Origin of the sequence: Grimontia sedimenti (assembly GCF_011045095.1) — a bacterium.
In the GTDB taxonomy this organism is placed as follows: domain Bacteria; phylum Pseudomonadota; class Gammaproteobacteria; order Enterobacterales; family Vibrionaceae; genus Enterovibrio; species Enterovibrio sedimenti.
This window is the reverse complement of sequence record NZ_JAALDL010000027.1, coordinates 1-22,398: the sequence shown is the minus strand read 5'-3', so window position 1 is coordinate 22,398 and position 22,398 is coordinate 1. Positions and strand designations below refer to the sequence as shown.

Sequence of the window (22,398 nt, the reverse complement as noted above, 5' to 3'; positions counted from 1 at the left end):
AAATTGTGACCGCACCGTGCTTGTCCCTGAACAAATAAAAAACGTCATGCCAATGCCTAATTTACTGGTCTATAAAGAAGTCAGTTCAAATCACAGGAGACAGGGACATGGCAACAACAAGACGCAACAAGAAGCCTAAAGTTTGTTTGGTGCTGCAAGGTGGCGGCGCTTTAGGGGCGTATCACATTGGCGCTTATGAAGCGATGAAAGAAGCGGGGTTTGAGCCAGACTGGTTTGCAGGCATTTCTATTGGCGCGTTGAATTCAGCAGTGTTGGCGGGTAATAAGCCTGAAGACAGATTAGGCAAACTGGAAGCTTTTTGGGAACGCATTTCACGTCCAGATACCGATGCAAATATTCCAATGTCACTGGCAATGGCATTCAACACCATGAGTGCTTCTTCAGCACTGATGTTTGGTCAACCTGATTTCTTTACGCCACGCCCGATTAATCCTTGGCTCGCGCCTCCGGGTGAAGCGGCAACCAGTTTCTACGATACTTCACCGCTTTTCAAAACCTTGGCTGAACTCGCTGACTTTGAGCTGATCAATCAAAACAAAACCCGTTTAACCGTCGGTGCGACCCGTGTGACAGATGGCGAACTGGTGTTCTTTGACAGTAAAACAGACGAAATTGAACCGGCCCACGCAGTGGCAAGCGGCTCCTTGCCTCCTGGCTTCCCAGCCACTCAGATTGGGGAGGAATACTTCTGGGATGGCGGTGTAGTTTCGAACACGCCAGTGAATGGTATTTTGGATCTGGCGGGTGATGATGAACTGCTGATTTTTATGGTCGACCTTTGGAACGCGAATGGAGAGTTGCCGAAAACCATGAGTGAAGTGCTGTGGCGCGAGAAGGAAATTCAATTTGCCAGCCGTACCAGCGAGCATGTTGAAGCTTTGATTGCCAAACGCAACCTCGACCATGTGCTGAAAACCGCCCCAGAACTGGTAGGCAGCGCGCAAGTGCCGGATGTGACGACGCTGAAAGTCGGCAATAAGATAGATATCGTACATATCACTTTTGATCCGCTTCAGGGGCATATTCCACTCAGCGATGCTGAGTTCTCCCGCCGCTCTATCCGTCTGCGCCGCGAATGTGGCTATAACGACATGAAACAGGCGCTGAAAGAATCGCCATGGACGCAACCTAACGAAGGCTTACCTTGTCATTTCCACCAACGCCAGTATGAAGGGTGTTGGGTAGAAGGCAATAAAGTGGCAAGCAATAAGCTCGACAAAGCCTCCTAGAAAAACTCAACCAGCGGGACGAATGTGCCCGCTGGATTTCTTCCTTCCAGTCTTGATGACTAAACATTCCTTATTTTCCTCCCTAGGCATACTAATTACCAGACACAGCAATAAAAGGAATATTAGGCCTTGGATAAGGAAGTCGAATCGATGCGCAAAAGCATCCTTTATTGGATGGCGGAGTTCATTGCAAATGATGACAATCCACCGTATCAGCTGTCACAGGTCGAATACTGCGGTGAACTGCTCAATAACTTTGCCGGTAACGTGATGTTGTCAGGCAAAAAAGCGGATATATCTTGGGTGGATGCGCAAGTGAAAGCTTTGGTCCTGGCGTTGAACGACTTGAACAAACAATGTGGTGAATGCCTGATAGAAACCGATCAGCGTGAAGGTATTTGTGAGCTGATATTCTATGTTGTCGCTCAGGCAGGGCACAGTGTTGAAGAAGACATCACTGAAAACTGGCGGGAGTGGTAAAACTGTTGTCATCACCAAAACTTCTTCTTTTTAGTCTGCTCCACTTTGTTGTCGTGATCGGTCTTTGGTTTCTGGCATTAAGCGTTGTGCTGGGTTTGGGGTTCAAATCAGACTGGGGCGTATTCGACTACAGCTTAACCGCTTTTGTGGCAGTGAGTTTATTTGTACTGGGTCTGCCTTCTGTTTTAGTTTCGTTCCTGGATATACATCTGCCGACTTGGTTAGTCCCTATTATTGTTTCCATTCAGCTGGTTTATGGTTATCTCCAAGTCGGATTTCTTTCCCGCCTTTTTAATCGTAGAAATAATAAAATCAATAATATAGAGTAATTGCAAACTCACCTCGTCATAAGGTAAACAATGCGAATTCAATACCTCCCAGACTCTGATGTGACTGACATGATTGATGAGCAAATCAGAGGACTCCTCAGCCGTTGTTTCCTCAACAACAACGACCCTGAACACTTTGCTCAGCAACGCTATTACAAAGAAATGCCTCAACACCGATATATGGCTTGGGAAGGTGATGAACTCGCTGCGCATATTGCCGTCCACGAAAAACAGGTATCTATTGATGGAATTGAGTATTCCATTGCGGGTATTGCGGAAGTTTGTGTCAATCAGGCATTTCGTGGTCAGGGGCTGGTCAAGCAGATACTCAAAGAAGTGCATCAGCATAGATTGGCCGCAGGAGATGATTTTGCGTTGTTGTTTGGGGAAGCAGAGATTTACAGCTCCAGCGGCTATGAAACGACGACAAATGTCCTCATGCATAACCCGGAAAACGGGTGGATATTGGCTGGAAAAACCATGGCGAAAAGCCTGAACAAAGTCTGGCCATCAGACGACGTAAAGCTGATGGGGCTGCCATTTTAACCGATGAATTTAGCGCTCTTTGATTTTGATGGCACCATCACCACGGAAGATACCTTCACTGCGTTTCTTTTCTACGCGACCCCAAAACGTCGGCTCGCGATAGGTTTTGCGTTGGTGTGGCCAGTTATTTTGCTATACAAGCTTGGCCTTCTTCCTGCCAGAAAAACACGCCCAGTACTTGCATACGTCGCGTTTTGGCGTCGGTGCGAAGAAGAGGTCGATCTGATTGCCAAGCGCTTTGCTGTCGAGTATCTGACAACCGTATTAAAGCCAGATGCGATGGAAACGCTTGCCAAGCATAAGGCAAATGGTGACGACGTTTATCTTGTCTCTGCCACACTGAATATCTACCTCCGTCATTTCTGCGAACGCCATGATATAAAACTGCTTTGCAGCACTATGTCAGTAAAAAATGGGCGGTTCACAGGGCGATATCTGAATGGTGATTGTAGCTGCGAAAACAAAGCTGCTGCAGTGCGGAAAACGGTAGACCTTAACAAGTATACTCAGGTATATGCTTATGGGGATACTGATGAAGATCTACCTATGCTTGCCTTAGCGGATGTGAAGTACTTATGTGGAAATAGAATCAGTACTAACCAATAACAGGCAGTTTGTCCCAGGTTCTCGGGTGTAAAAGTTCACACCCATTTTCCGTGATAACGATATTGTCTTCGTGCACCATCATACGGTTGAGGGCAAATGCCATTCCTGGTTCCAAGGTAAGCACCATACCGGGCTTTAACACCACATCTCCTTTAGGAATAAAAGAAGGCCACTCAGTTAGTTGCATGCCAAGACCGTGACCCATTCTCCCAACATCGTTGCCAAGTGCCCCTGCTTGTTCTAAGACTGACCACATGGCTTGCCACACATCGCCTGTCGTGCGACCCGGCTGTGCAGCTGCTAGCCCTGCTTCCGTGGCCGCATAAACCGCTTCATAGGCGTCTACCGTTTCTTTCGTTGCGCTACCAAACGCGTAGTTTCGGTCAAAATCGCAGAAATAGCCGTCAAAGTTGGCGCCTGTGTCGATAACGAGTACATCACCTTCAGCAAGTATCCGATCGGTAGGCCCCATGATGATACTGTCGTACCCTGCGCGGCCAGAGCCTGAAATAAGATACGGACACGAATCCGCGCCAAGCCTGAGCATTTCTAAATGCATGGCTTTACACGCTTCTCTTTCAGTAACGCCCACAGATAAGTGTTGTCGCAGGTAGTCAAAGGCTTCAGCGGCGATATTGCATGAGAATCGGATTTTCTCTATCTCTGCTTTGGATTTAACGCTTCTTATGGTCTGGATAATGTTCGATACATCTACCCAAGAGTGGTGTGACAGCAATTTCTGAAGCGAGGCGAAGTTGTTCGCTGGCATGCGTAAATGGGTTTCCGGACCCAGCATGGCGCCAATGCGGCGAAACCGTGTGCTGACTTCGTGCAGTGTCTTGGCGAGTAAGCTGATGCCATCGTCCTCAGGTCTGGGCGAGGGCCAGCTGCGCACATCCGTTATCCAGGTGAGTTCAAAACCAGAGACGCCAATTTCAGGGACGACCGCAATGGGTTTTCCTTCGGCAGGAACAACCAGAAACCAAGGTCGGGTAGGGCTTTCCCAGAACTGCGATTTAAAGCCACTGAAATAGCGAAACTCAGCCTCAGTCGTGAAGAAAATGGCATCAAGCTGCTTTCCCCGCATCTGTTTTTGTAGCTCACAAGTGCGTAATTCGAATTCACGTTGAGCAAAGCCTCTGGCTGGTGGGTTCAGTGGCAATAGGGGCATTACGTTGTTCTCCTTGATTATCAAATGTTATTTACTGAATAGTATGTCTCTCGGCAAAAGTGCAATATCCGGCAAGAAAATGAGCAATGCTGACATCACCAACAGAATGAGGAAGAAAGGCAAGGCACCTCGAATGACCTCAAGATAAGGACGCTGAAAAATCGCAATAGCAGTAAAGATGTCGCAACCGAAAGGAGGTGTTGCAGATCCTATCGCCATTTGCAGGGTGATAAGCACGCCTACGTGAACGGGGTCCAGCCCTGCTGCATCAACAATTGGCGCGAAAATAGGTGTTAGGATCAGCAATACCACCAAGGAGTCGACAAACATACATCCGACAAAAAACGCCAACGCGATAACAAACAGAATGTATTCATGAGAGGCGCTGCTGAGGTCTAACGGGGCCAGCAAGTCCTGCGGAATTTGTTCGAACGAGATGTACCAAGAAAAAGCCTGTCCAATCCCAACCAAAACAAATACGACCGCGGTAATCAGGCCTGTGCTTAATGCAGCATCAAGCACATCTATGGTACCTAAAATTCGGTAAAACACACACTCAACGACAATAGCGTAGAGCACGGCGAAGGACGCTGCTTCTGTGGGTGTGACAATACCTGAATAGATCCCGCCAATGATCAGAGCAGGAAAGCCTAAAGGAAGGATAGATTTTCTAATCGCTTCCATTTTTTCTTCACGGTTGGTTTCTTCAACCAAACTGATGCTGTCTGAATGTTTGCGGCTATAAAAGTAGCTATAAGTAGCAAAGAAGATAGTGAGGACAATGCCGGGCCCAATACCCGCAATGAAGAGTTCACCGACACTGGCATTGGCAAGTGTGCCATAAAGAATCAAACCGATACTGGGCGGGATCAGAAAAGCAATGTCGCTAGCGTTGATGATAAGTGCCATGACAAAGCTATCTTTATAGCCAGCTTGCAGCAATTTAGGCCGCATGATTTGTCCCACGGAAACCACAGTCGCCTGTGTAGAGCCAGAGACAGAGCCAAATAATGTACAACTGATGCAGGTAGTAATCGGCAAGCCGCCTTTTAAGTGGCCAACAAACGCCTGAATCAGACCGAGCAGATTATTGGCCGTGTGGCCGCGGGTCATGATGTCTGCAGCGAAGATGAACATAGGCACGGCGATAAGTGCGTTGGGGGAAATCCCCGTCACCATCTGCTGGATGAGCACTTCAGGATCGACGAGCGAAAAATGAAGCAGGCCTATTAAAGCACCGATTGCCAATGGCACAACCATCGGGAAGCTAAGGAAAAGCAGCACAATCATCACGGAAACGAGCGTGAATGTGATGACATAAATATCGAGTTCACCCGCGACGATGTCAGATAGGAATTGGATGATGTCATTCATTAGAGTGCTCCCATACTGTCTTTTTCTTCTTCCTCAGTGACATCCAAAGAAACGTAGATTTCCGGGTGAAGGAGGTTCATGGCAAAACTCATGGCGTACTGAAGACCGGCCATCGCGAATCCAATCGGAATAATGGCGTAGATGTAATACACCGGAAATTGCAGCGCAGGGCTGAGCCTGTTAATGCTCTTAAGTTCAGCAACATAAAACACAGACAGGTACGCGAGGTAGAACAGCAGAAGGGCAGTAAAAAGAGCGATGATAGTCGTTAGAACCTTTCTGGCTTTGTAGCCAAGCGCGTCATAAAGCGCGGTCATTCTGATGTTACGTCCTTTCCGAACAGCATAGGCAAAGCCGATGAATGTCACGCCGACAATCAGGAATTGATTAAGCTCTTCGGAAAAGAAAATACTTTTATTAAACGCGTACCGTCCAATAGCGTTGGCGGTGGAATTTACCATCATGGCAATGATGCCGCTGATAATTAGAACCCGCTCCAATTGCTCAGTAAACGCACTGATTTTCTTCAGCAGATGTTTCATAAAACGTCCCACATCTTGTCTGCTTGCCTCGAAGAAAGGCAAATGTGCCTTCAAAGAGCGCATCACAGTGCTCCCTGAAGGCAACCGATTACTGTTGTGAACCCGCGACTTTGACTTCCTGAATCAGACTTTCGAGAATGGCTTTGGCCTCTTTCCTGGCCGCAGCTTGTTCTTCGGCTGGATAGGTATTTGCGACAACATCGAAGTAAGTTTCGTGCAAGTTTTTGCTCAGCTGCTTAAATCTCTCTCGCTCTTCCTCATTGAGCTTCACGACCTGCATATTCGGACGCTCGGCCATAATTTTGTCGAGGTTCTCTTGGTTGATTCGCAGCTGATAGTCATAAGCGGCTTTGTCGGCTTCTTTGATCGCTTTTCTCACCATGGCTTGCTTTTCAGGCGCGAGTTCGGTGAACCATTTGCTGTTGGTGGAAACCGTGCTGACGTAAGGCTGTTGGCCAGGGAACATCAGGTAATCCTGTACTTCATGCCATTTAGCGTTGTAGATGAAATAGATAGGGTTAACCATGCCATCAATGGTTTTCAGTTGCAGAGAACCATAGACTTCACCCCAAGACAGTGGTGTTGGGGTTGCCCCAAACGTTTTATAGGTTTCAACAGGGATGGTTGACGTAAAGGTGCGGATCTTTTGGTCAGCGAAATCTTCGGGGGTGCGAATGGCTTTGTTAGCCCCCCAAACCATTTCGCCTTCTGACATCATTGAAAGCAGCTTCAGGTTGACGTTCTCAAACTTAGCAGCAAGGTTTTCATAAATGGTCGGGCTTCCAGTCAGTACTTTATGGGTCACAACTTCATCCGTACCTAATACGTAGGGAAGGCTGACTGCTTGCACTTCTGGGACATAAGAGCCAAGGTGTCCTGACCCGACAGACACGAATTGAATGGTGCCCTTGGCTGCCAGCTCAACGATGTCATTCTCAGTACCGAGTTGACCGTAATAGTAAATACGGACGCGTATATCTCCGTCAGACTCTTTCTTGATCACCTCCGCGAACTTTTGCGCGTAGATGTCTTGCACGTCGGTTTTGTCCTCTTCAGACGCAAACTTCCACGTTTCTGCCTGAGCACTGAAAATCATGCCAAGACTCAATAACATAATGCCAAATTGCTTCATCCTTACATTCCTCGTATGTCGAAATTCAGACAGCACTGTCCCTCGCAAGACGGCGGTGCCACTTGCGGCTTTTGTGCTTTTGGATCTGTGCCCTATGAAGAGCGGGAGTCGCTTATGAGAGGTCAGCCATTGGGCCTACCAAGTCGGTCTTTGACCAGTTGGATCCAATAACGGGCACCCAAAGGCAGGATGCTGTCATTGAAGTCGTACTTTGGGTTGTGGAGGGCGCAGCCTCCTACCGATTCTGTGCCATTTCCTAACAGCACATAGCAACCGGGTTTGACTCTCAGCATGCTGGAAAAATCTTCTGAGATTGTCAGTGGCTCGCAACTCGCATTGACCTTGCCTTTGCCTAGCACTTTTTCCGCAGCCTCCACCGCATAGGCCGTTTGCTGGGGTGAATTGACGGTAGGATAAAAGGTATTGGTGAATTGAAAGGTGTGGTTTGCTCCTGCTGCTTCACAAATACCGGCAACGACTTGTTTCATTCGCTGCTCGATGTGTTCCAGCGTTTTCTCCGTGAAACAGCGACAATCGCCTTTGATAGTGACCTTTCCGGGGATCACATTGACGGTGCCATCAGTAATAAATTCTGTTGCTGAAATCACAGCCGTTTCACTGATGGCGCTGAGATTACGGGATACGATAGTTTGTAACGCAAGAATGACTTGCGCACCGGTGACAAGCGGATCAACACCTTGATGAGGAAGGGCAGCATGACCACCAACGCCTTCGATGTTGATTTCGAATCCACTTTCGCTGGCCATGAGTGAACCTGGCCTAACCATGAGTTCACCTTCGGCCAATCCGGGAAAATTGTGAATGCCATAAACTTCGTCAATGGCAAAGCGCTCAAACAAGCCGTCATCAATCATCGCCTGAGCACCACACCCATGTTCTTCGTCCGGCTGAAAAATGAAATACACCGTGCCATCAAAGTCCGAGTTGGCTGCAAGATAGCTTGCTGCGCCAAGCAACATCGCTGAGTGGCCGTCATGCCCACAGGCATGCATTTGTCCTTCGTGCTGAGAAGCATGATCAAACTCGTTTTGCTCATGAATGAACAAAGCGTCCATGTCTGCACGTAAGCCGATGCTGGCATCGCTGGTGCCATTTCGGAGTATGCCTACCAAGCCCGTTTGGCCGATGTTACGTACCACCTCAATGCCAAAGCTCTGAAGCTTATCCGCGATGAAATCAGCGGTGAGATTGACGTCAAAGCCACACTCTGGAAATCGGTGCAGGTGGTGTCGCCATGCAACCATATCGCTGATCAGTTGTTGGGGCAGGTTGGACATAGTTTTGAAGCTCTCCGTAGCTCTGGGTTGAATGTCTCTTTTTAACGGTATCTTTTGATTGGCGCCATGTTAGATCCCAGATGGCGCTAATTTGAATTGCTTATTGAGTATGGCGTTTCCAGAAGCACACCATATCCTTTTATTGGCGTATTGTCATTCAAAAGCGTCATCGTATGCCAAATTAGGGCAAGGTTGCTGGTGACCACAGGCTTTTCGATGACTGTTTCGATACGCGATACTACCTCAGCGGCGCGCAGTGCCGTGCAAGAGATAAACAGCGCATCAGCCTCCGGGTCACAAATCGTTATGGCAGCTTGAGCTATATCTTCCGGAGAGATAAACGTCATTGCGGTATCGTCTTCAAAGTCAAAGCCGGCAATGTTAATAACCTCCAAGCCTTGGGTTTCAAAAAATGCAGCCAGCTCCCTGTTCACCGCCTCTGTGTAGGGTGTCAGGATAGAGATATTTTTAGCGCCCAAACTATTGAAGGCAGCCAGAGATGCACTGACAGGATTTGTCACCAAGGCATCGGGGCGCGCTAAATGGATTAATTCTCTAATCTGATGATCGCCAATGGCAATCGTGCCTGAGGTGCATGCATAGATAATCACATCGAGATCTGTGCCTGGCAGAATACAATCCGCAGCACGCGTAATATCCGGCGCCATGGTTTTTAGGTTTTCGATAGTCAGTGGATTGATGTTTTTTACCCGACTGGTAAAAGCACGAATATCTTCAGGAAGAAGTGTCGCAAGCTCGTACTCAATATTGAAATCCGTCGCCAGTGCGATAACCCCAACACGCCCATCGGGTGCCAGATGGCTCAAACTGTATTGTGGCGAAAGGGCTACGGCTTTCATTACTACCTCATTTGTATTGATGACATTTCGTTAACAACACCATCTTCTCGCGACGACATTGAAGAAAAACCAAAATAACGACGCTTTTAACGAGGGAAATCCGCAATTTTTGTGGTCTATAGTGAGATTTAAGTTGCTGAGGAAAATGCGCCTTCAAAGCGGATAATCAGGCTTCGGGTTGCTAGCTTTTCTTGATAGCGAGTGAAATCAACATAGACAGGGAGTAAAAAGAGCATGGGACGCTCATCAACGTTTTCTATCGACAGTTTTGACCGGAAAATTCTCAATATTATGCAGGACTCCAATCGGGCGACATCTGATCAAATTGCCGACATGGTGGGTCTGTCTCCTGCGGCGGTTCAAAGAAGATTAAAAAAGTTACGGGAACAGAAAATCATCAAAGCTGATGTATCTGTTATTGATCCTAAAGCCATAGGGAAAGCGATGACGTTTGTTGTGCAAGTCACTCTTGAAAGAGAAAGGGTGGATCTGATGCATAACTTCAAGAAGGAAATGAAGGCTAACAAGTCAGTACAGCAGTGCTATTACGTGACAGGCAGCTCGGATTTTATTTTGATTGTGACCGCGGCTGATATGGAGGAGTACGACGTCTTCACACGAGAGGCCTTTTTCGACAATGTGAACATCAAAAGCTTCCATACCAATGTAGTGATGGACAGGGTAAAAACAGGGCTGACCGTTCCTATTGACGAGTCGTAAGAAGGGACACTGCTTTGGAAAAAGGAGGGCAGTCAATCATCTGGGCTGCCCTCAATGTGGTAACGAAACGTTAGCCGACAAGTTGTTTATACAGCTCTGGATCAGTCGCCCCTTCTGTGCCAAAAACCAACACACGACTGTTCTCGTCAAGGGAAAGTGCTTCCGAGAGGAAGGGGAGAGATCGCGCGATAACAGCGGCAGCCAAACCTGGTACAGCGGACTCACCAGCTTCAATGGCTGGGTCGCCCTCAAAACCTTTGGCGAGCATTTTCATTGTGGCTGGTATAGCGTCCTCTGACAGTGTCATAAAGTCATCGGCACCATTGCTGAGAATCCTCCAGGCGAGTTCTGAGACTTCACCACAGGCTAGGCCTGCCATCAGGGTTTCCAATTCCCCATCAACCACAACAGGTTCTCCGGCCTGGGCGCTGAGCTGTAGGCAGTTTGCTTGCTCAGGTTCAACAATGATGAATCTTGGTCGCTTATCTCCCCAAAGGTCCCAGAAGTAACCGCATACTGCAGAAGCTAAACCTCCGACACCACCTTGGACAAAAACATGGGTTGGTATTTCGCCATCCATCTGAGAGACGATTTCAGACAACATAACGGTATAGCCAAGCGCCACATCTTTGGGGATCTCCATGTAGCCTTCATATGAGGTGTCGGAGACAATCACACGGCCATGTTTTTTCGCTTCAGCGTCAGCAATTTTGATGGAGTCGTCGTAATTGCCAGTGATCCTTACAACGTCGGCACCGAACGACTCCATGGCTTCCTTGCGTCCTTCAGACACGTCGCGGTGAATATAAATGACACAACCACAACCAAACATCTGAGCGCCCCACGCAACAGAACGACCGTGGTTACCATCCGTGGCACAGGTCACCACTAATTCACTGGCTTGTGATTTCCACTCGCCGGAAAGTAACTCGGCTATGGTTGGCGTTTGGCCATACCTTTGCGACAAAATAGCCTGAAGTTGACGGGCGACGGCGAATGCGCCACCCAGCGCTTTAAAGCTTTTCAACGAAAAGCGTTTTGATTCGTCTTTGTACCAAATTTTACCTAGGTCACTGGCTCGGGCTAAATCAGAAAGGCTCAGAAGTGGCGTCTCTTCGTAACCCGGCCACTGAGTAATGTCTGTGATGGCACTTTCTGCTGCGCTAACACTCAGAACTTCTTTTTGCTGGTCGGAGTAACAAGTTGAAGGGTCAGATTTTGGGTTAGCAAAATGACTAAGATTTCCTGAGATAAGCGGCATTGAAGTGCATCCTTGTGTTGTTTGGTATAAAAAGCTTAACAACGTCTTACAGCGGAAATTCTGCGTCTTGGGTTGCCGGGGTGGGGAATTCCCCCCCATTATGTTATCTGCTTGCGGAAATCCCTCATTTCATGGTCAACAGCCCCCTAGGGTCGAAACTAAAAGAGCTTTTCAATATCTGACTTACTCAGTGCCTTGTGATAGAAATATCATTGGGCAATGTCGATATTGCACGCCAAGACTAAGGAAATCTCTGTGTCATTCTCGACACCCTCTGCAATCACAGTGTAGTGCATCTCCTCCAGTGCCTGGCTGATGTGTCGGTAAAGTACTTGCCCAGATTCGCTGGAAGTGTTTTCCAGAAACTGCCGATCCAACTTAACGAAATCGGCATTGAGGTTAGCCCGCATGGAGAGACTGGAATAACCAGAACCAAGGTCATAGATGGTGACGTTGAACAATATAGGGAAAAAGGGCCAAAACCGCTTCGCGAAAGCTCATTGCGAATATCTTCAACGCCGACATTCTTTGCATAGCGTGCACTGAATAGACTCCTGACAGATTATTATCCCCCGACAACACCAACAGACCCTAGGACATATTGGACGGGGTTATTAAATTTGCTTCAAGGTATCGCTAATGATTGTGGTGTTTATGTGCAGCTTTAGAGACTAAGAGCATGTTTCATACCTAAACGACCTGAATCCTGCATTTTCAGGGCGTTTGGGTATAGTTAAACCACCTAAGGAAAAAACGAACAAAGCCCCTTAATGGGGCTTTGTTCGTTCTCTTGCCCGGCAGTGGGCGGACAGGGAGAAAAGGGCTTACATGGTTAGATGGCGCTGGATACCTTGAAGCGACTCACTGAGCTTCTGAACTTGCCCACCAAATCATTGACTTCACGGGCTGAGCCCTGAACGTCGGCCGCTGATTCATGGTTGTTGGAGGCCATATCGGCAATACCCTGAATACGGCGTGCTAACTCCTGATTTGCGATGGTTTGTTCATGCAATGAGCGTGAGACCTCTTCAATGATATTGATGAGATCCATCGATTTCTGATGCATTTCGCGTACTGATTGTTCTGCCGTGTGGGTTTGCGACATGTTATCGCTGACTACAGAGACACTGTCTTCAATATGACTGACCGTGGTTTCAATGCCGCTTCTGAGCTCTTGAATCGTAGAAGCAATCTGCTTGGTGGAATCTGAAGTGCGAACTGCGAGATTACGTACTTCATCAGCCACAACCGCAAAGCCACGCCCTTGATCACCGGCGCGTGCTGCCTCAATCGCTGCGTTCAGGGCGAGAAGATTGGTTTGTTCCGCCACATCGTTAATCACGCTAATGATGCCTTCAATCTCTTTGGAGTGCTGGTCGAGCTCTGCCACTGCTGAACTTGAACGCTGAGATTTCTCAGACATCTGATCCATATTGCTGATGGTCAACTGCATGGTGTTGGCGCCTTGCTGAGCCTGAGCACCATTCTCATTCGACAGCGACTTCATCTTGTCTGCGTCATGGGAAATGGTATTGATGCTGGCGGCAAACTCTTCCACCAATGCCGCGATGCTCCCGGTATCTTCTGATTGCTGAGTAGACGCACCAACGATGTGATTGGACAAGGTTTCCAGTTTGGTCACTTCGCTGTTGAGTTGATTGGCACCTTGCGCAATCCCTGTCAGCGTTTCTTCAAAAGCATTCATCAGGTTGTTGAACGCACGGCCAAGATCCGTGATTTCGTTTTTGCCTTTCAGGCGTGAGCGCACGGTGAGATCCAGGTTTCTCTCAGCATTCTGGAACTGGCGCTGCAACGTACTCAAAGGAGTGGTGATGCTTCGGGCAATGGTGAATGAAATGCCGGCTAATACCAAAGCCACCGCCGCCACAATCAGCAGCATCTTACGTACATCCTCATAGAAAATGGCATCAACATCATCCACATACAATCCAGTGTTGAGCACCCATCCCCAAGGCTTGAACGGCAGAGAATAAGCAATTTTTGGGTAAGGTGTTTCATCGGCCCCGGCTTTCTTCCAGTGATAGGTAACGAACCCACCGCCATTTCTGGCTTTTTTCACTTGTTCCGCAATGATGTAAACACCGTTAACGTCCTGAAGGTCGGCGAGATCTTTACCGATCAGGTTGCTCGCAATAGGGTGGTGCACCATGGTGGACTTCATGTCATAAATCATGAAATAACCGTTGGTGCCGTAGCGCATCGCATCCATGGCTGTGATCGCCCGTTGCTGTGCTTCCTCAACCGAAATCTCTCCAGTCTGGGACTTTTGGTATAGGCGGGTAACCAGACTCTCGGCGGTTTCTACTAATACCTGAATCTGATTTTTTCGTTCTTCGAGCATGTTATCTCGCTTGATGATCAGCGAGATGGTGGTGACTGAAACCAAAGACAACAGGGCAATCACGATGATCAACGATAAACGTTGCCTGATGGACAAGGCGTTCATGTCTCTCTCCCTAAAGACTAAGTGTTTAAAATAATGGGCTTTATCAAAAAATGATTCTAGCAACTGGTTTCACATTTGCTTGCTGTCAAAATTGCTGAATATGTTGCAAAAATGTCACAGAAATAAAATGGCATTCTGTCTGGCTAGATAGACAAAGGGCTGTGGGCTTTTAACTTGTAAATTCATAGCTGGAATGAATTTATTGTGACGAATTAACATTTTTCCGAAATGTGATCCGATGCATTTAAATGTAAGGAAACGGATCGCTCAGTTATGCGGCTGTAGGCAATAATGTGGCTCGATTTTCACCTAACTGTTGCAAGTTAAAGGCTAAATAATCTTAAACCCGGAAAAAGTGTGTGCTTATCACGTTTCGCTATATGCGAAGCTAGGGGTTTGGTTTAGACTAGCGCCTCTTTGTACCAATCGGACTGACGATTTAGTCCAATTGGTATTCTCCATCCTTACCGAGGTGATCAATCATGTCTTTACCAAATTGCCCACAATGTAACTCTGAATACACTTACGAAGACGGCGCGCTGTTCGTTTGCCCTGAGTGTGGTCACGAGTGGTCTCAGGATGCATCTGCTGATGCAGAAGAGACGAAGGTAATTAAAGACTCTAACGGCAATGTTCTTCAGGACGGCGACACTGTCACCGTGATAAAAGACCTGAAAGTGAAAGGATCGTCACTGGTTGTTAAAGTGGGTACTAAAGTGAAAAACATCCGTCTGGTAGACGGTGACCACGATATCGATTGTAAAATCGATGGCATCGGCGCAATGAAGCTGAAGTCTGAGTTCGTGAAGAAGGTTTAAACCCTCACTTCCCCGAAAAACCGCGCTCACTAGCGCGGTTTTTTTGTATCTTGGGTTTACACCCAAACAACATGAAGATGCCCAGTGAACGATTCTCTGTTCGGTTCGTACTGGTTCAAGGAAAAACAACAAAAAGGACGCATATTGTGGCTGAGTACGACGACGGTAAAAAGGTGCCTACCAACCGAATGAGCAGAGTCGGCATGTTTGGCTCTGTGGTCACCAAAGTAGCGACCAACATGGCGGCTGAAGGTGCCAAGCAATTGATTGCAGGCAAGCGCCCGAAAGCCAAAGACCTGCTGCTGACACCAAAGAACATTTCCAATATTACTGAGCAGCTTGCACAACTTCGTGGCGCAGCAATGAAAGTCGGCCAGTTGTTGAGTATGGATGCGGGTGATGCCTTACCAAAAGAACTTACCGATATCCTCGCCCGACTGCGCTCTGACGCCGCGCCAATGCCTGCCAAGCAACTTGCTGATGTATTGGCGAGCGAGTGGGGCACTGATTGGCAGAAACACTTCCTTTCCTTCAAATTCAAGCCTATCGCTGCAGCGTCAATTGGTCAGGTACATTTTGCTTATGACGACGACGGTTCAGAGCGGGCGGTAAAGGTGCAGTACCCTGGCGTGAAGAAAAGCATCAGCAGCGATGTCGATAATGTCGTCACACTGCTTCGCCTGACAGGGCTAGTGCCTAAAGAAGTCGATTACAAAAGCCTGCTTGAAGAAGCTAAAAAACAACTTCACGCCGAAGCGGATTATCAACTGGAAGCCGAACATGCCAAGGTGTTTGGTGAGCTGCTGAAAGGTGATAAGCGATTCGTCGTGCCTTCAATCAATGATGCGCTGACCACGTCGTCGATTTTGACCATGAGTTACGAGCAGGGCGAACAGATTGAAAACCTCGATGATTTGCCAGATACGCAGAAAACCGAGCTGGTTTCGAATCTGTTTACCTTGTTGTTCCGCGAAGTGTTCGACTTCCAACGTGTTCAGACCGATCCCAACTTTGCCAATTACCTGTACCAGCGCGATACCGGAAAAATCGTCTTGTTGGATTTTGGCGCAACCCGTTTGTATTCAGACATTATAAGTCAGGGTTACCAGAAGCTGCTGACGTCTGCGATGCACAACGACAGAGAAGGGGTGGCGGATGCCATGTCCCAAATTGGCTTTTTCAGCGAGCATATCTTCCCAGAACAAAAAGACGCTGTGGTAAATTTGGTGATGACGGCCTGTGAGCCTCTGCGCCATAACGGGCCCTATGATTTCGGCCACAGTGATCTTGCCAAGCGCATTCATGATGCCGGCATGGCACTGAGCACCGAGCAAGGGTATTGGCACACACCACCCGTGGATGCACTCTTCCTCCACCGGAAAATCGGCGGCTTGTACCTGCTCGCAGCGCGTCTTGGCGTGAGTGTGGATTTGCCTGAACTGTTTGCCCCGTTTGCTTGGGAATCAGAGTCTGAGCTTGCTAAAGTGGTGGCGAATTAACCATTCGCTACCGAATTTCAGAAAAAGCGTGTCATTGCTTTGAAATGAAAGGGCGTTAGGAGTATTGGTATCCATACATCGTTATCTGGGAATACTGAAATGCCTGCACGTCTATATCAACATCTTGAAACTATCTGGAATTACCACCTTATGGGGCATGAAGTTAAGCCCGCAGACTGCCTGTTTGTATTATGCAGCAATGATTTGAGAGTCGCTGAGCACGCCGCCGACCTTTACCGTCGAGGAATGGCACCTTACGTACTGGTGTCTGGTGGAAGAGGCAGGTTTACTGAAGGCGTTTTCGAAAAATCGGAAGCCGAAACGTTTGCCGAGATTTTGCGTGATGAGGGTGTGCCAGACCGGGCGATACTACTGGAAAGCCAAGCCACCAATACAGGTGAAAACGTGACGCTGTCACACAAAGTGTTGTCACAGAAGGGATTGACGTTCAGTCGTTTCATTCTGGTTCAAAAGCCTTTTATGGAGCGCAGGGCTTACGCGACGTTTCTAAAACAGTGGCCTGATGACGTAGAAAGCGTTGTTTGTACATCCCCGCCTATCCCGTTCCTGGAATATCCGACGGCAGACCTCCCGTTTGACCATGTTGTTGAAGCCACGGTGAGTGATTTCGAGCGCATTAAGGATTACCCAGCCCAAGGCTTTCAGATTGAACAAGCTATTCCTGATGACGTTATGTCTGCCTATAACGAGATTAAGAAAGCGGGACTTTGGTGAGACAAGGGAACACTTAAACTGAGCCAAACTGCTCAATGCCCGATAACCTGATCCATCTCACTACACTTTGACGCCCGAAAACGTCATTCTGAGCTAATTGCATGAAGCAATTAAGAAAAGCAGGCTCAGGATGAAAGCGCAAACTCCTTACACATTCGACTTTTCCTTGCCCCATTGCCAATGGTGGCTGGCGATAACTGCTCCCCAAATTAGCTATAACCGTGGCGAATATGACTACGACTTGCCCAGCCTAAAACGCGATGCAGAGGATCTGGAGGCGTGGGGAAAAAGCTTTGCTGATAGCTGGGGGATTGAAACCCGCCGTGAATGGCACCAGATGATCCACCGTCTCGCAATGGGGGAAGTTCACGGTGATGTCTGGGAAGGAGAGTTCGGACGCCGCGCCTGCATGAGCGCCAATGAATGGCAACAACGTATCGACAGTGTGCAGAATGAGGTCGCTAAGGCTGAAATGCAGTATCTCGATGCGGCTTACCGCCATGTTGGTATTGCCGGCTTTAAAGCGTGGGATTTTTGCCGTGGCTCTTTTCTTACCCGTGCAGGGTTCAGTGCGGGCAAAGTCACCCAAGAAGAATTTGCCTTCCTGCTCAACTATTTCTGCCTTCAAATTCAAAAGCACTTCTCAAGCTGGGAACAATACAGTCAGAGCTTCATTTTTGGTCGCAACTATTGGGAATATATCAACGATCAAGACGAAGATATCGACAACGTCAAATACCTGCTCAATAACGGTTTCTATATCGGATTCAGTAACTTCTTTCAAAGTCTTGAGCAAGACAAAGACTGTCCCATTCCTGCCTTGGAATGGAACACCACGCTGCCGGTGATCCCTCAGCCGGAATCACTCCGTGCATTGTTGAGTGAAGAAGAAGGGGAGACACAGTCATGAACATGTGGGCAACCCTCGATCTTGAACCTACGCAAGATGAATCGGTCATCAAGAAGGCGTATCGCGTCAAACTTCGCCAACATCACCCAGAAGACGATCCAGAAGGATTCAAGCGGGTACGCGAAGCGTATGAAAATATTCTTCAATGGCTGAAAGGCGGCGCTGATGACAATGGAGAAACCAACAGGGAATCAGCCCCCGAAAACCCTGAAACAGCGACAGAACACCCGCACATCAGCGCGTTGAAAGCACTGCTTCAAGATGCGTCAAAGCGGATGGAATTGACGAGCTGGAAAGTCTGGACAGAAACCGGACAGATGCTGCAAATCGATGAGCAGCAGAAGATCTCAGACGACGCTGTGACTCTGGTGTTAGCAAACCGCTGGTTGCCCCCCGCGATCATTGATGTGCTTTGGCACGGTTTAAGTTGGAATCTCTTGCTGAACGGGGACCAACAGCAAGTTGAACTTGGTGAGTTTCTCAATGAATGGCGACAGTTACCCCTGTCTGTCTCCCTCGAAGAGCTAACTCAGCTGAGTGCATCGGAACAAAGGGCTGTACTGAGCTTTTTGCGTCCTCTCCATATTGCTCTGTCACGTGGGCAAGTGGATGCGTTGCACTATCATCTGCTGCAGCCGCTGACGTTTGTCATGCCGAATCTGCTCAATGTTCAAATCAGCCTTCTTAAAGCGCATGTCGCTATAAAAACAGCGTCATCGTCAGTTGTCGAGGCCTTGGTGTCTGACCTCATTGAACGCCCCGCAGAAACCCTCACGCTCGCTCAATGGGAAGTGATTGCGGAGGCAGCCAAGCTTATCGGTCACTCAAAAGCGATCGAAACGGTGACGGAAAAACTCCTCTTACTCAATGCCTGGTCTGAAGCCGCCGATCTGCAATATTTTTCCGTACTCAGTCAAGATCGCTTATTGGCGTTGGTATTGGCATGTTTACGTCAGCGCTGGAACCCGCTGCCACCTGTATTCTGGCGCAATGAGCGAAAATTGTTAGAGGTACCTGAAAGCGCCCCAGAAAAGCTGATGTATGACTGGCTTTGTGGCCAGCTTGTAGGGCATGACAATAATGCGATTAGCCACAGACTCGATTTTACTGGTGCAGAGGGATCTTTAGCGCTGGTCGTCAAAGTACTATGGGCGGCGCACTCCGGCAGCTGGGCATGGATGCATTCGCTCAAGCAAGCGCTAAAGCAGGAATTGGACGCATTGGGAAATGGCAGTGAACGTGTCGCCATTCTTCTCGCGCAGCAATGCTTAAAAGAAGTGATGGAAACGCAGGGTGGTTCTGAAACGCTACAGCAAAAATTGGCGCACTATGAAACCGACGCCTTCTTCTCACAAGAAGCCCTGACCATGGAGGAGTTAAGTTCACTATCCAAGGATGATTGGCTGGAGTGCATTCGTCGCCATCCTTTGCTGCCTGATACTTGGTATCGACAGTTAGAGCAAGCGGAAGTCTTGGTCATGGAAGAGCTTCATGAAACCAATATGTATCCTAACTATGCTGATTCACTCTGTTTCTATCGAAGTGCCAACCCAGAGTATGAGATTGCCAGTGTATGGCAGGAAACTGCGTTTGAGGGCGTTTTTGATTGGGCGCTGATGTTCTTTTCCCACCTTGGAGCGGGTGGGGCACTCAAGCAACCGGTGATGGATAGCTTGCCACCGCTGCCCGAACGGCAACTTAGCGGGCCGATTTCGCTCATTCTGCCTTTTGCCGCCAAGCCTCATGACTATCTGCCCGAGAGTATCGATGCTTTTACCCGATTCCCTGAACAGTTTGTCTATCGGCTGGTGGTCGATAGCCAAGTGTCCTTGCTGATAGAAAGTGAGAGTATCGAGACGTTAATGGAAAGGGCTAAAGCGCGTGATCTTTGTGCCACTATCGCGCTTTCCCGTCTATTGGCCGAGGAGCATTTTGACGAGGCGATTGTCTTTTGGAATCTGGTTGCAGCCAACCTGGATGCCAATCCGCATTTCCATGTGGTGGTGGACTGGCAACAGCAAACTCTTATCCGATTAAAGCAGGAAAAAGGGTTGGCGAAAGAGACCTACCATTACGACAAACCAGAGTTTATTCACGCCATGATCACCACAAATATGGCTTGGTTTGCGCCGCCGCAGGAATTTGAGCAGCACTCACCGTCAAAAGAGGCGGAGGATTTCCACTACCCCATCTGTATTCTTCTTACCCAGTTGCACTTGGGGTTGAATGGCAACGGCTATAACACTTCGTCTTTGAAAGCATTGGCAGACAGACGCCCGAAGCAAACTAAGCTTCAGCAACAGACCACTGATGTTGCAGTGGCTTACCTTGAAGAGATGTATCAAACGCAGTTGGAAAAGGACTTGGCGACGAAAGGAAAGCATGCTGCCTCCTACAGCCGCTTTAGCCTTAAAGCCATTTCGCTGGTGTTGTTTGTTTCCTCTCTAATTATCTTTCCCAATGTTTCTGCGCAAGGCGCGTATTTGGACAAAAACAGCCTATATGGTGCGATTTCCGCGTTTCTGTTTGGGCAGATTTATCTGGCATGGAAAGTATCACGCCCGATGATACTGAACGATGACAGGAAAAAGTACTTTATCTATGCAGCGTTAACCTGCGTGGTAGCGTTGGTTTCCCGCTCTCTGTTTCTTGCTTTTGTCAATCTCATCGCCAATTACTCAGCAGCGAATGGACTAAGTGAGATTTATGGCCGTGGAGGCTGGAATAAGACGGTGGTTAAGAGTGGAAAAGTGAATTTGCGGAAAGTGTTGGGGTTTAAGAGTTAATTTAAAACCATTTTTTAGTTGTGGATAATGAGGTGATTAATTGCTTTTTCACTGAAAATGTAACTCATCACATTTAGTGATAATGCTTGCTATTAAATTATTTTTATATGCGTCAAGTTGTGTGTTTTATATATGGGATTTAAGGATCTTCATCAAATAAATCATTTATTCCCCTTATGGTTTTGTTATTAAGTAGCTAAGTTTGTAGTATCTAATTTCTTGGCCATTAACTTATGAAATCACTTTCACTTTTTATCATTGTATTGATGTTTGTCGGTAAGGCATATGGTTCCAGTTACTCTTTCGAATATGATTTGTTAGGTAGATTGATAGCTATCAATAATGTGGAGCATGCCAGCGAAAAATCTACGTACATATATGACGGGGCGGGGAATGTTATTTATTCTGGCGATATTGATAATGTGGCATTTAGTGACCCAATCCTGTTGTTAAGTCCATTGATGAATGAAGAAGTACAAACTGATACCGTCAGATTGACTTGGTCTAAGCCAAGCGGAGTAAAGTTTTTTGATGTCTATATCAGCGATGGAAATGAAAGTACCAAATACAAATCTGGCCTGCAAGAAAGTAAATTGATAATTCCTTCTGACTATTTCTCAGTGACAAGTGGAGAAAAGGTAAAATGGAAAGTTGTAGGATACAGCAGTCTTGAAAATAGCATTGAATCTCTGGTTTATGAGTTTGGCTTTAGTGATAAAGACAATGATGGATTATATGATTTTCAAGAGAGCGGAGGGTGTAACAGTTTCGATGATTTTGACTCAGACAATGACGGACTCTCAGATGGCTTTGAAATAGAGAATGGATTTGATCCCTGTCTATTTGACACAGATGGTGATGGAATTTCTGATGGTTATGAGTTTACGAATTTAAGTGATGTTTTATTAGCGGACTCTTGGGTTGATTCTAATTCTAATGGAAAAAGTAATTGGTATGAATATGCTGATCATGAGACAAGTGGCTTAAATGTAAGTATTGGTGATCGTGTTCTGGAATTAAGAGATTCAGAATCATATGCACTCACTGGGATTCATGCCGATAGCAATTCTTCAATGACACTGATGTATTGGGTAATGCATCACGGATATGATGGTGAATATCAGTTGTCGGGATCCAGAGATGGAGGTGATCATCGATTTTATGTCGGTCGAAATGGTAGCAAGCTAATTGCCGGCGTTGGAAAAAATATCGGTAATTCGCCCCAAGATACATTTAACCCATCTGTTATTTGGAACCACGTAACTGTCACTTATGACAAAGATTCGAAGTCACTTCATGGCTACCTAAATGGAATCAATGTATTAAGCAAGTCAAACATTGACTTTAAAGGGAATTCTGCGCGTTCTCTATTAATTGGGGCAATGAATAACTCATTTGGTGGTGCTTTCTACATCAACGGTCAGGTAGACGATGTGCAGGTGTGGAGCCGTGCGCTGAGCGGGAGTGAGGTGCAGGGATACATGCTGACGCCGCCGGTAGCGGGTGAGGCAGACCTGTTGGCGTACTACGACTTCAGCCGTGCGAAAGGGCGCTGGGTAGAGAACGTGGCGACCGGAGCGTTTGATGCGCTGCTGTCGGAAGACGGTCTGCTGA

At 47.6% G+C, this 22,398-nt stretch carries 21 protein-coding genes; 12 read left to right on the top strand and 9 right to left on the bottom strand.

What is annotated here, in order from left to right; translation table 11 throughout:
* Positions 1 to 107 precede the first annotated feature (107 nt).
* The 5 genes from G5S52_RS22285 to G5S52_RS22265 all read left to right on the top strand — a co-directional run bounded on the left by G5S52_RS22285 (position 108) and on the right by G5S52_RS22265 (position 3,211).
* Positions 108 to 1,250, top strand: coding sequence for a patatin-like phospholipase family protein (locus tag G5S52_RS22285; protein ID WP_165018604.1), 1,143 nt, complete (start codon positions 108 to 110; stop codon positions 1,248 to 1,250).
* A gap of 150 nt (positions 1,251 to 1,400) precedes the next feature.
* A complete protein-coding gene (locus G5S52_RS23645) occupies positions 1,401 to 1,730 on the top strand; it encodes a hypothetical protein (protein ID WP_205744029.1) in 330 nt (109 codons plus the stop codon).
* A gap of 5 nt (positions 1,731 to 1,735) precedes the next feature.
* Positions 1,736 to 2,059, top strand: coding sequence for a hypothetical protein (locus tag G5S52_RS22275; protein ID WP_165018602.1), 324 nt, complete (start codon positions 1,736 to 1,738; stop codon positions 2,057 to 2,059).
* A 30-nt stretch (positions 2,060 to 2,089) separates the two neighbouring features.
* Positions 2,090 to 2,605 (top strand): GNAT family N-acetyltransferase, encoded by a 516-nt coding sequence (locus tag G5S52_RS22270; protein ID WP_165018600.1) that lies wholly within the window; start codon positions 2,090 to 2,092, stop codon positions 2,603 to 2,605.
* 3 nt (positions 2,606 to 2,608) lie between these two features.
* Positions 2,609 to 3,211: an HAD-IB family hydrolase gene (locus G5S52_RS22265; protein ID WP_165018598.1), complete on the top strand. Its 603-nt coding sequence runs from the start codon at positions 2,609 to 2,611 to the stop codon at positions 3,209 to 3,211.
* Here G5S52_RS22265 and G5S52_RS22260 read toward each other — a convergent pair.
* From G5S52_RS22260 to G5S52_RS22235, 6 genes are all read right to left on the bottom strand, one after another.
* Positions 3,201 to 4,382, bottom strand: a complete 1,182-nt coding sequence (locus G5S52_RS22260) for a M24 family metallopeptidase (protein WP_165018596.1) — start codon at positions 4,380 to 4,382, stop codon at positions 3,201 to 3,203. The genes G5S52_RS22265 and G5S52_RS22260 overlap by 11 nt on opposite strands.
* A gap of 27 nt (positions 4,383 to 4,409) precedes the next feature.
* A complete protein-coding gene (locus G5S52_RS22255) occupies positions 4,410 to 5,756 on the bottom strand; it encodes a TRAP transporter large permease (protein WP_165018594.1) in 1,347 nt (448 codons plus the stop codon).
* On the bottom strand, positions 5,756 to 6,298 hold the full coding sequence (locus G5S52_RS22250; protein WP_165018592.1) for a TRAP transporter small permease: 543 nt from the start codon (positions 6,296 to 6,298) through the stop codon (positions 5,756 to 5,758). Before G5S52_RS22250 ends, G5S52_RS22255 begins: the two co-directional genes overlap by 1 nt.
* A gap of 88 nt (positions 6,299 to 6,386) precedes the next feature.
* A complete protein-coding gene (locus G5S52_RS22245) occupies positions 6,387 to 7,430 on the bottom strand; it encodes a TRAP transporter substrate-binding protein (RefSeq protein WP_165018591.1) in 1,044 nt (347 codons plus the stop codon).
* Positions 7,431 to 7,552: 122 nt separating this feature from the next.
* Positions 7,553 to 8,728 (bottom strand): M20 aminoacylase family protein, encoded by a 1,176-nt coding sequence (locus tag G5S52_RS22240; RefSeq protein ID WP_165018589.1) that lies wholly within the window; start codon positions 8,726 to 8,728, stop codon positions 7,553 to 7,555.
* An 86-nt stretch (positions 8,729 to 8,814) separates the two neighbouring features.
* Entirely contained in the window at positions 8,815 to 9,588 is a 774-nt protein-coding gene (locus tag G5S52_RS22235; RefSeq protein ID WP_165018587.1) for a maleate cis-trans isomerase family protein, read from the bottom strand.
* Between the two features lie 234 nt (positions 9,589 to 9,822).
* On the opposite strand from G5S52_RS22235, the gene G5S52_RS22230 reads away from it, so the two are divergent.
* Positions 9,823 to 10,308: an Lrp/AsnC family transcriptional regulator gene (locus G5S52_RS22230; RefSeq protein ID WP_062711616.1), complete on the top strand. Its 486-nt coding sequence runs from the start codon at positions 9,823 to 9,825 to the stop codon at positions 10,306 to 10,308.
* Positions 10,309 to 10,378: 70 nt separating this feature from the next.
* Here the strand turns inward: G5S52_RS22230 and G5S52_RS22225 are convergent, their stop codons facing one another.
* From G5S52_RS22225 to G5S52_RS22215, 3 genes are all read right to left on the bottom strand, one after another.
* Positions 10,379 to 11,569 (bottom strand): diaminopropionate ammonia-lyase, encoded by a 1,191-nt coding sequence (locus tag G5S52_RS22225; protein ID WP_165018585.1) that lies wholly within the window; start codon positions 11,567 to 11,569, stop codon positions 10,379 to 10,381.
* A 209-nt stretch (positions 11,570 to 11,778) separates the two neighbouring features.
* On the bottom strand, positions 11,779 to 12,030 hold the full coding sequence (locus G5S52_RS22220) for an EAL domain-containing protein (RefSeq protein ID WP_235956481.1): 252 nt from the start codon (positions 12,028 to 12,030) through the stop codon (positions 11,779 to 11,781).
* Between the two features lie 371 nt (positions 12,031 to 12,401).
* Entirely contained in the window at positions 12,402 to 14,036 is a 1,635-nt protein-coding gene (locus tag G5S52_RS22215) for a methyl-accepting chemotaxis protein (protein WP_165018583.1), read from the bottom strand.
* Positions 14,037 to 14,518: 482 nt separating this feature from the next.
* Between G5S52_RS22215 and G5S52_RS22210 the strand changes: the two genes are divergently transcribed.
* The 6 genes from G5S52_RS22210 to G5S52_RS22185 all read left to right on the top strand — a co-directional run.
* A complete protein-coding gene (locus G5S52_RS22210; protein ID WP_002541208.1) occupies positions 14,519 to 14,854 on the top strand; it encodes a zinc ribbon domain-containing protein YjdM in 336 nt (111 codons plus the stop codon).
* A gap of 146 nt (positions 14,855 to 15,000) precedes the next feature.
* Entirely contained in the window at positions 15,001 to 16,353 is a 1,353-nt protein-coding gene (locus G5S52_RS22205) for an ABC1 kinase family protein (protein ID WP_165018581.1), read from the top strand.
* A 99-nt stretch (positions 16,354 to 16,452) separates the two neighbouring features.
* Positions 16,453 to 17,088: a YdcF family protein gene (locus tag G5S52_RS22200; RefSeq protein ID WP_165018579.1), complete on the top strand. Its 636-nt coding sequence runs from the start codon at positions 16,453 to 16,455 to the stop codon at positions 17,086 to 17,088.
* Between the two features lie 130 nt (positions 17,089 to 17,218).
* A complete protein-coding gene (locus G5S52_RS22195) occupies positions 17,219 to 17,998 on the top strand; it encodes a DUF1266 domain-containing protein (RefSeq protein WP_165018576.1) in 780 nt (259 codons plus the stop codon).
* Entirely contained in the window at positions 17,995 to 20,784 is a 2,790-nt protein-coding gene (locus G5S52_RS22190) for a J domain-containing protein (protein WP_165018574.1), read from the top strand. Before G5S52_RS22195 ends, G5S52_RS22190 begins: the two co-directional genes overlap by 4 nt.
* A 233-nt stretch (positions 20,785 to 21,017) precedes the next feature.
* Positions 21,018 to 22,398, top strand: a 1,381-nt coding sequence (locus G5S52_RS22185) for a LamG domain-containing protein (protein ID WP_165018572.1), incomplete at its 3' end; no start/stop codon positions are given.

What these genes read in the sequence shown, in the direction of transcription:
- G5S52_RS22260 (WP_165018596.1), bottom strand. Translation starts at nt 4,382, where the DNA reads ATGCCCCTATTGCCACTGAACCCACCAGCCAGAGGCTTTGCTCAACGT.
- G5S52_RS22200 (WP_165018579.1), top strand. Translation starts at nt 16,453, where the DNA reads ATGCCTGCACGTCTATATCAACATCTTGAAACTATCTGGAATTACCAC.
- G5S52_RS22230 (WP_062711616.1), top strand. Translation starts at nt 9,823, where the DNA reads ATGGGACGCTCATCAACGTTTTCTATCGACAGTTTTGACCGGAAAATT.
- G5S52_RS22210 (WP_002541208.1), top strand. Translation starts at nt 14,519, where the DNA reads ATGTCTTTACCAAATTGCCCACAATGTAACTCTGAATACACTTACGAA.
- G5S52_RS22245 (WP_165018591.1), bottom strand. Translation starts at nt 7,430, where the DNA reads ATGAAGCAATTTGGCATTATGTTATTGAGTCTTGGCATGATTTTCAGT.
- G5S52_RS22285 (WP_165018604.1), top strand. Translation starts at nt 108, where the DNA reads ATGGCAACAACAAGACGCAACAAGAAGCCTAAAGTTTGTTTGGTGCTG.
- G5S52_RS22250 (WP_165018592.1), bottom strand. Translation starts at nt 6,298, where the DNA reads ATGAAACATCTGCTGAAGAAAATCAGTGCGTTTACTGAGCAATTGGAG.
- G5S52_RS22225 (WP_165018585.1), bottom strand. Translation starts at nt 11,569, where the DNA reads ATGCCGCTTATCTCAGGAAATCTTAGTCATTTTGCTAACCCAAAATCT.
- G5S52_RS22265 (WP_165018598.1), top strand. Translation starts at nt 2,609, where the DNA reads ATGAATTTAGCGCTCTTTGATTTTGATGGCACCATCACCACGGAAGAT.
- G5S52_RS22240 (WP_165018589.1), bottom strand. Translation starts at nt 8,728, where the DNA reads ATGTCCAACCTGCCCCAACAACTGATCAGCGATATGGTTGCATGGCGA.
- G5S52_RS22235 (WP_165018587.1), bottom strand. Translation starts at nt 9,588, where the DNA reads ATGAAAGCCGTAGCCCTTTCGCCACAATACAGTTTGAGCCATCTGGCA.
- G5S52_RS22195 (WP_165018576.1), top strand. Translation starts at nt 17,219, where the DNA reads ATGAAAGCGCAAACTCCTTACACATTCGACTTTTCCTTGCCCCATTGC.
- G5S52_RS22215 (WP_165018583.1), bottom strand. Translation starts at nt 14,036, where the DNA reads ATGAACGCCTTGTCCATCAGGCAACGTTTATCGTTGATCATCGTGATT.
- G5S52_RS23645 (WP_205744029.1), top strand. Translation starts at nt 1,401, where the DNA reads ATGCGCAAAAGCATCCTTTATTGGATGGCGGAGTTCATTGCAAATGAT.
- G5S52_RS22190 (WP_165018574.1), top strand. Translation starts at nt 17,995, where the DNA reads ATGAACATGTGGGCAACCCTCGATCTTGAACCTACGCAAGATGAATCG.
- G5S52_RS22270 (WP_165018600.1), top strand. Translation starts at nt 2,090, where the DNA reads ATGCGAATTCAATACCTCCCAGACTCTGATGTGACTGACATGATTGAT.
- G5S52_RS22255 (WP_165018594.1), bottom strand. Translation starts at nt 5,756, where the DNA reads ATGAATGACATCATCCAATTCCTATCTGACATCGTCGCGGGTGAACTC.